This is a genomic window from Nostoc mirabile CHAB5784, assembly GCF_020829645.1.
Lineage (GTDB): Bacteria > Cyanobacteriota > Cyanobacteriia > Cyanobacteriales > Nostocaceae > Nostoc > Nostoc mirabile.
This window is the reverse complement of record NZ_JAIVFS010000218.1, coordinates 1-5,592: the sequence shown is the minus strand read 5'-3', so window position 1 is coordinate 5,592 and position 5,592 is coordinate 1. Positions and strand designations below refer to the sequence as shown.

Sequence of the window (5,592 nt, the reverse complement as noted above, 5' to 3'; positions counted from 1 at the left end):
AAAGCCGTTCCCGTTAATTTTAGTATTATTTATTACTTTTAACTATAGTTACTTAAATCAAGTTTTCTCGTCCTCTAAACTAAACCGTTTAGTTTGCACTTGGTGACAGCTTCGCCAGCTCTACGCCTAGTAACGGCGTAATTATTCTCATTGCAGGCGATCGCAGTTGTCAAGCGATCACCTCTCACCACATTTTCAACAATCCCCATTAAACCAATGCAACCCACAATATCAATCCCCCAACACTGGGGCTACCCTAGCTTTGCTTTGGAACAGCGTACTAAAGATGGCATCATTCTGGGATTTTATTACTACCCAAATGGTACTGAATTAGCTGAACAATTTGGTGATGGTTGGCGCTATGCGCTAATGCCTAATAAGAACTCTGATGAACTATTCCACTTTCAGGAAAATCAAATCCAACCACTTACACCAGAAGAATTATTCCGCCAAATCACTGCTGAAATTGACTTTTATCAACAGCAGATAAATATTCTCAACCGACAGTTAACCGTATTAACTGAGGGTGCAAACAATGGCTAAGGAAGCAAACAATACCTTTGACCGTAGGGCTAATCATTTGCTTCGTTCGATTCAGCTTTCTGGTGGTTGTGTTCCATTACATCGGCTGCAATTCCAATTCTCTGATTCAGTGATTCAAACACTGCTGGATAAAAAACTGGTGCAAGTACAGAACACGGGAGGCGGCTTTTTATTAGAGATTGCCGAGGATTTTTAGGTTATTAATCCCAGAGGACAAAATTATGAAACTTTACGCGAAAACCATTCCACAGACTTTACCCGATTGGGCAACTGTCGTTACAAAGAGCGCAGATTTGATTGAGATTGAAATTAACGATGAACACCCGAATTTCCAATCTCTGCTTGAAGAGTTAGCTACAGAAATTGAACCAGGAACAATAGGAGTCAAAGCAGAAGATTTATGTTCACGGCTCGGTATCGAGAACCACTATGGTGGACAGAAGCTCTGTCTAGCTTGCGCGATCGCATCACTGCATTAACTGGCTACAAGTTCCGCATAGTGATCGGCAATCAGTACCGTAGTGGTATCGATTCTATCGGTTGGCACGCTGACAAAGAACCATCGATGGGATTCAACCCAGCGATCGCTTCTGTAAGTCTCGGCTGTGTTCGCAAGTTTCAAATTAAACCGAGAGATGGCAGACCAACCGACTTCTGGCTGGAACACGGCAGTTTACTGGTAATGCACCCAGGCTGTCAGTCCACACATCTGCACCAAGTTCCCAAGACCAACAAAGTGGTTAGCACACGTATCAATCTCACCTTCCGACCACACACCGGAGGCGGGAGATAAGGGCAAGGGGAAAGGATAAGGGGTAATAAAAGATTTCTTCCTTTTACCTTTCCCCTTTAACCAAGCTAAAAGCAAATCACGAGTGGTATGGCTTCATACCGCTTGCTTTGCACTGCGTCAAAATATCAGAGGGGATATGAACATAATTGATACACATCAAACGAATAATCAGCTAGCTCCTAACCATTGGCACGAATGGGTAGTCAATTCCGCCGTTGACCCCAAACTCACTGCCCTAAATGTCTATTCTCTTAGTGGTTCGGAAGTATACGAGTACCTTTTATACGCTCTACCCCAAACCGCTCGACGTAACGATGGACGATTACGTGATGGCTACTTGAGAAGATACGCCCATGCAGAGGAGGGTGCATGGTGGGTTAGTGGACTCGATCCGCTCAACTCCTGGCTGCCGATGGACTGGGGACGGATGAAACCCGATTGCCCTCGGCTGGAATGGGACAAGACAACCCTTGAACAAACCCAAAAGCCCGTTAAATACGAGTCACCCCCAAAAACTCCCAATCGAGTTACCTACCTAAGAGTCCCCCTACACATTTGGCGGTTGATAGCCCTGCGCTATGACGTGCCGATGCCAGAACTAATCACCGTTACCCATGAAGGAGAAGCACTGGGTTTTTGGGCTTGGGTTATGGCACACCCTGAAATCCCTGTATGCCTTACGGAGGGCGAGAAGAAGGCTGCTTGTCTTCTGACTTTGGGGTATGTAGCCATCGCACTCCCTGGAATCTGGAACGGTCGAGTCGGCAAGGAGGATTTAGAATACCTGCACCCTGATTTAGTCCCAATGGCTCAACAGAAGCGTAAGTTTGTCATTCTCTTCGACTACGAAAGTAAACCCAAAACCAAACAGCAGGTTTTTGCTGCTACTCGTCGCACCTGCCAAGTAATTCTCCAACTTGCCTGTCAATGTGAAGTGGCACTACTCCCTGGCCCAGAAAAAGGAATTGACGATTGGGTTGTAGCTTTGGGGAAAAAGGCAGACAAAGCAGTGTCCACCATGATTGCTGATGCCTTGAGAATCAGCGAGTTAAGCCAAAGATTTTTCGTGAATCGTGCCAGGGGGCTTCACAAATTCAAACCCAATGTAATAGTCAATACCCGCTATCTTTCCACAGTCATCCGCTCACTGCCTCAATCGGGGTTAGTGGGTTTGGCTTCTGACATGGGAACTGGCAAGACTGAAATCTTGGCAATGATTAGAAGAGATAACCCAGACTTGAGCTTTTTGAACAACGGGCATCGGGTTACTTTGCTGAAAAATCTTAGCGATCGCTTACAAACAGCGATGTACTCTGCGATTTCTTGCGGTGACTGGGCTAAAGCAAAAGCACTCAGTATCACTGTAGATTCACTGTATAAGATGGCGAATGATTTACAGGCTTATGACATTCTATTTATTGATGAAGCCTGTCAATACCTCGCTCACTTGCTCAAATCAAAGACCTGCAAAGAACACCGGGGGGCTATTCTGGAAGTGCTGGAGTATCTGGTTTACAATGCCAAGTTGGTTGTTTTAGCAGATGCTCACCTGGATGATTTGACCATTGAGTTTTTCCTCAGAATGCGACCGGCTGGCGAAAAACCCTACATCATCAAGAATGAATACCGCTCTGGGGGACGTCAGGTTTATTGGTACGAGGGGAAAAACAGCAGCGCAATCGTTGCCGAGTTCCACGCTGAGTTGATGCTGGGTAAAAAGTTGATGATGGTCAGCGATAGTAAGCGATTTATCAAAAAGCTGGAACGAGCGCTCAATGATGGTTCAGCAATTGATGATAACGACGAAACACCAGAACCAAGCGTTGACCGCAAGTTACGGGTGTGGGCGATTCACTCGGAAAATAGCGGCTCTGAAGAGAATGTGATTTTCATCAGAGAGATTAACGTTGCTATTAAGGATATTGACGCTTTTTTAATTACTCCCAGCCTGGGTACGGGTGTTGACATTTCTACCGAGCATTTTGATGCAGTGTTTGGTGTATTTCATGCTGTTTCACAATCAGCTACAGAATGCGCCCAACAATTATGGCGAAATCGTCCCAATGTCCCTATGCACATTTGGGTGGCTCCGCGTCCTCCGTTTGGTTACGCCGAAACCAATGCCCGTCGCATCAAGGAAAAGATTCTTCAGAAAAATGAGATGACCGCTTTTCTAATTCGCATTAACCGGGAAACTGGGAAACGTGGGGCAGAGAAGGACTGGGCGTTGGATGCTTCTTGCCAAATTGAAGCTCAAAGGAACTGGTCTATCAATAATCTTCGCTCTGATCTGCGATCGCTGTTGGAAGAAATGGAGAATACGATTATTCCTTTGGGCGACGGTGGTGATGAAGGGACTTCGCGGTGGATGAAGGCGGCTGGTATTGCCATCGATTCGGAGCATTATCGCAAGGTGGCTAATGCCAAAGATATTGACAGAAGGACTTACACAAGTAGGCAGCATCAAGATTATCTGAAGCCGGAGGAGGTGCTGGAGTGTGAGAAGCTCCGCATTCAGGACACTTATGGCATGAGCGTAACCCCGGAACTGGTTGAGAAAGATGATGGAGGCAAGCTGATACGGAAGATTGTCGCACTGGAGGCGATATTGGCAGCGCCTGGGGAAATGATTACTGATGACCAGGGGCGAGAGTGTGTTTCACCGCCGGCTATTGTTGTGGAAAGAGATAAATCAGAACGCGATCACTTGGCTATTTGCACAGACTGGAGTAATCATTCTACCGCGTGGCTTATGCGTCATCGCTTGGGATTGAGGGCGGTGTTGATGGATCTGATGGCTGGGGTTGAGATTAAAGGCAACGAAGCGATGATTCAGGCTTTGGCAGAGTTCTCCAAGCGCAACGCATCTCATGTTAAGGGAATTCTCAACCTGACGATTCCGCTATCGGAGTCTCCTGTGTGGATTTTGGGGCAGTTTCTTTCACAACTGGGACTATCAACAGAATCGCGGCGACCCTTGGAGGATGGTCAGAGGGTTAGGTATTATCGGCTCAATACTGAGGATGTGGTGTTCGCCCAGAACGTGTTTGATTATCGCCTTCATCAACGGGAGGATAGGGAAAGGAAGCGCCAAGAGTCACTTGAGCGAGATGCGGCACATCAGGCTCGGATGCAAGCTCAGTATGGGATTAATCCGCCGTCCACACCCCCCAATAATGAAAGTGGAGATAATAATTCGGGGGGTATGGACACAGATGAAGCAGACAGTATTTCTTGGTGGGAACGGGTTAAATATTATGCTCAGTTAGCAATTGAGCGTTTCCAATACGGTGTTGACCGAATAATTCGTAATTCGTAATTCGTAATTCGTAATTAAAAACTTAGAAATTAGGAATTAATTATTAATTAATTCATTAAGGGTGCAAGCCCCTAATTTTAATTATGAAAAAGAAAAAAAGGGCAAAGCCAACTTTATTCAAGCCCCCGGATTTATCCGTGGGGTAATAATTACGAATTACGAATTACGAATTGGAGCGAAGCGACTTGACCTGCCGCACGTTGAGGCAGAACTAACTTACTTTACGCCAATGGCACAAAAGCCTGTCATCTATACTTACAAACGACCACCAGGGATTCCACCATCCAACCGGAAGTTCGAGACACACTTGATGCCAGTCCATAACATACGGGCGGTTTCGCAAGACATATCCCTAGATCGAAAAGGGTTTAGACTTGTTGTAGCCCATAGCAATGTCCGTAATTTTTATGACGAAGATGAGATCCGCCGTGTCTATTATCCTGAAGCCGAGCAACTCTTGAAAGAGGTAACAGGTGCCACTGGGGTGGTGATATTCGATCACACTCTCCGTAACGCTCAACGCTTACAGAACGGTGAAAGCGGGATCAGTGAGCCTATTAAGTATGTACATAACGACTTTACAGCCAAATCTGGCTATACTCGCGCACGCAAAGAGTTGACAGCACGGGGGGTAGATAACATTGATGAATTACTACAGCAAAGGTTTGCTTTGATTAACATTTGGCGAGCGATCGCCCCAGTTTATAAGTCACCATTAGCAGTGTGCAACGCTCAAAGTATCGCACCAACAGACCTAGTAGCTAGTGAGCTCGTGTACCGCGATTACGTTGGTGAAACCTACTTAATAACCTCAATACCTTAGCCAATTTACGAGGGTTCAATGCCTGTAGAAACGGGATGAATACGTCCTAAAGAAGTAAGCTTGGCAAAAATCTGGGTTAATAAAATAGGCTCAGGCATTTCGGGAAGCATTTTT

General features: G+C 45.9%; 7 protein-coding genes. 6 read left to right on the top strand and 1 reads right to left on the bottom strand.

Annotated features, from left to right (window positions below; all coding sequences use genetic code 11):
• Positions 1 to 74 precede the first annotated feature (74 nt).
• Entirely contained in the window at positions 75 to 227 is a 153-nt protein-coding gene (locus LC653_RS44410) for a hypothetical protein (protein WP_229501615.1), read from the bottom strand.
• Here LC653_RS44410 and LC653_RS44405 point away from each other — a divergent pair.
• The 6 genes from LC653_RS44405 to LC653_RS44380 all read left to right on the top strand — a co-directional run bounded on the left by LC653_RS44405 (position 217) and on the right by LC653_RS44380 (position 5,478).
• Positions 217 to 543: a hypothetical protein gene (locus LC653_RS44405; RefSeq protein WP_229501614.1), complete on the top strand. Its 327-nt coding sequence runs from the start codon at positions 217 to 219 to the stop codon at positions 541 to 543. The two genes, LC653_RS44410 and LC653_RS44405, sit on opposite strands and share 11 nt — an antisense overlap.
• Complete coding sequence (locus LC653_RS44400; RefSeq protein ID WP_229501613.1) at positions 536 to 739, top strand: hypothetical protein; 204 nt, start codon at positions 536 to 538, stop codon at positions 737 to 739. Before LC653_RS44405 ends, LC653_RS44400 begins: the two co-directional genes overlap by 8 nt.
• Positions 740 to 764: 25 nt before the next feature.
• The gene (locus LC653_RS44395) at positions 765 to 1,022 is read left to right on the top strand and encodes a hypothetical protein (RefSeq protein WP_229501612.1); all 258 of its coding nucleotides are present in this window, start codon (positions 765 to 767) and stop codon (positions 1,020 to 1,022) included.
• On the top strand, positions 944 to 1,336 hold the full coding sequence (locus tag LC653_RS44390) for an alpha-ketoglutarate-dependent dioxygenase AlkB family protein (RefSeq protein ID WP_229501611.1): 393 nt from the start codon (positions 944 to 946) through the stop codon (positions 1,334 to 1,336). Before LC653_RS44395 ends, LC653_RS44390 begins: the two co-directional genes overlap by 79 nt.
• Positions 1,337 to 1,472: 136 nt before the next feature.
• Positions 1,473 to 4,655, top strand: a complete 3,183-nt coding sequence (locus LC653_RS44385; RefSeq protein ID WP_229501610.1) for a plasmid replication protein, CyRepA1 family — start codon at positions 1,473 to 1,475, stop codon at positions 4,653 to 4,655.
• Between the two features lie 61 nt (positions 4,656 to 4,716).
• Positions 4,717 to 5,478, top strand: coding sequence for a CmcJ/NvfI family oxidoreductase (locus LC653_RS44380; protein WP_308189259.1), 762 nt, complete (start codon positions 4,717 to 4,719; stop codon positions 5,476 to 5,478).
• Positions 5,479 to 5,592: the final 114 nt, after the last annotated feature.

Coding starts and splice junctions, on each gene's coding strand:
- LC653_RS44405 (WP_229501614.1), top strand. CDS start 217: ATGCAACCCACAATATCAATCCCCCAACACTGGGGCTACCCTAGCTTT.
- LC653_RS44400 (WP_229501613.1), top strand. CDS start 536: ATGGCTAAGGAAGCAAACAATACCTTTGACCGTAGGGCTAATCATTTG.
- LC653_RS44395 (WP_229501612.1), top strand. CDS start 765: ATGAAACTTTACGCGAAAACCATTCCACAGACTTTACCCGATTGGGCA.
- LC653_RS44390 (WP_229501611.1), top strand. CDS start 944: ATGTTCACGGCTCGGTATCGAGAACCACTATGGTGGACAGAAGCTCTG.
- LC653_RS44385 (WP_229501610.1), top strand. CDS start 1,473: ATGAACATAATTGATACACATCAAACGAATAATCAGCTAGCTCCTAAC.